Here is a 1,395-nt window from a genome sequence, read left to right as displayed (position 1 = left end):
CTAAAAACAAAAAACCTCAACACGTGATACGGTTGAGGTTTTTTTGCAAGTATTTATTATAAATCGTCGTGCTGTACCACTTCAATATTCGTGCCATCAACCACTTTAGTTTTAGCTAGATCAGCATGCGCTATGAGTTTGTCATTCACCTTGACCGCATAGCGACCTTGACTGAGTCCCAACTCGTTAACCACAAGTTGTACTGTCTGATGGGTAGTCTGCATAGTTTTGCCGTTGACCTCGATTGTACTCATAACACTTATTCCTGTTCATTCATTTCGTATTCATTCATTTAGCATTGATAACTAACTGGTTGTGCTACGAAACGTGGTGACAGCAAGCCAAACCCATCCCGCTATCATTAATACGCCGCCAATAGGCGTAATCGCGCCAAACCAACGCGGCGCGCCCAAAGTCATCGCATACAAGCTACCAGCAAATATAATCACCCCGATTTGCAATAACCAAGCCGTCATTTGAGTCGCATAATTTAAGCGAATAAGCAAACCGACAATTAACAACCCTAAAGCATGAACCAGCAAATAAAGTGTCGCGGTATGCCACCAGCCCAGCTGCTGCGCGTCAGCGATGCCTTTGAGACCATGAGCACCAAATGCGCCAAGTCCCACAGCAATCGCCATATTGAGTGCACCAATACCAATCCAGTTCATTATTGTCTAGCCTTAGATACCATCATGAATATTTATTGAATGTCATCTGGCAGTATAACGCTCTCAATCGTCATCGCCTCACGAATCTTGTCCATAGCGTTCTTTTCGATCTGACGCACGCGCTCAGCCGATATCGAGTAGACCGCCGCCAGCTCATGCAAGGTTGATTTTTGCTCAGTGAGCCAGCGCTGCTCGACAATATCGCGCGAACGATCATCTAAAGTCTCCATAGCAGCCAGTAGCGCCGAGGAGTTATTCTCCTCCCAGTCAGCTTCTTCTAACTGCTCAGCAGGATCGATACCATCCTCTAAAAACAGTTGCGGCGCGTAACGACCGTCATCATCATCACTTGATTGCGCCTCAAATGACGCATCATAAGAAGTTAGGCGCGACTCCATCTCGAGCACTTGTTTGCGCGTGACATTTAAATCTTTAGCGATAGCATCCGCTTCTTCTAAAGTGAGCTGATTGTTCGTCTTTTTAAGGCTACGCAAATTAAAGAACAATTTGCGATGCGCTTTGGTGGTCGCCACTTTAACGATGCGCCAATTGCGAATGACAAACTCGTGAATCTCAGCTTTGATCCAATGTACGGCAAAAGACACCAAACGCACGCCTTTGTTGGGATCAAAGCGTTTGACCGCTTTCATCAGTCCCAAGTTACCTTCTTGAATCAGATCCGCTTGCGGCAGACCATATCCTGAATAACTACGCGCAATATGAA

At 45.9% G+C, this 1,395-nt stretch carries 3 protein-coding genes; all 3 read right to left on the bottom strand.

Translation table 11 applies throughout. From position 1 onward, the window contains the following. Positions 1 to 56: 56 nt before the first annotated feature. The gene (thiS, locus tag ACTXGO_RS13795; protein WP_317199534.1) at positions 57 to 254 is read right to left on the bottom strand and encodes a sulfur carrier protein ThiS; all 198 of its coding nucleotides are present in this window, start codon (positions 252 to 254) and stop codon (positions 57 to 59) included. Between the two features lie 51 nt (positions 255 to 305). Further along, entirely contained in the window at positions 306 to 671 is a 366-nt protein-coding gene (locus tag ACTXGO_RS13790) for a DUF423 domain-containing protein (RefSeq protein ID WP_443541127.1), read from the bottom strand. Positions 672 to 703: 32 nt separating this feature from the next. Continuing rightward, a partial coding sequence (gene rpoH / locus ACTXGO_RS13785; RefSeq protein ID WP_443574920.1) for an RNA polymerase sigma factor RpoH occupies positions 704 to 1,395 on the bottom strand: 692 nt, incomplete at its 5' end.

The organism is Psychrobacter sp. T6-1, from assembly GCF_052258445.1.
This window is presented reverse-complemented; position numbering and strand designations above follow the sequence as displayed.

Excerpts from the sequence above, each read along its gene's own strand:
- thiS (WP_317199534.1), bottom strand. The coding sequence starts at position 254 with ATGAGTACAATCGAGGTCAACGGCAAAACTATGCAGACTACCCATCAG.
- ACTXGO_RS13790 (WP_443541127.1), bottom strand. The coding sequence starts at position 671 with ATGAACTGGATTGGTATTGGTGCACTCAATATGGCGATTGCTGTGGGA.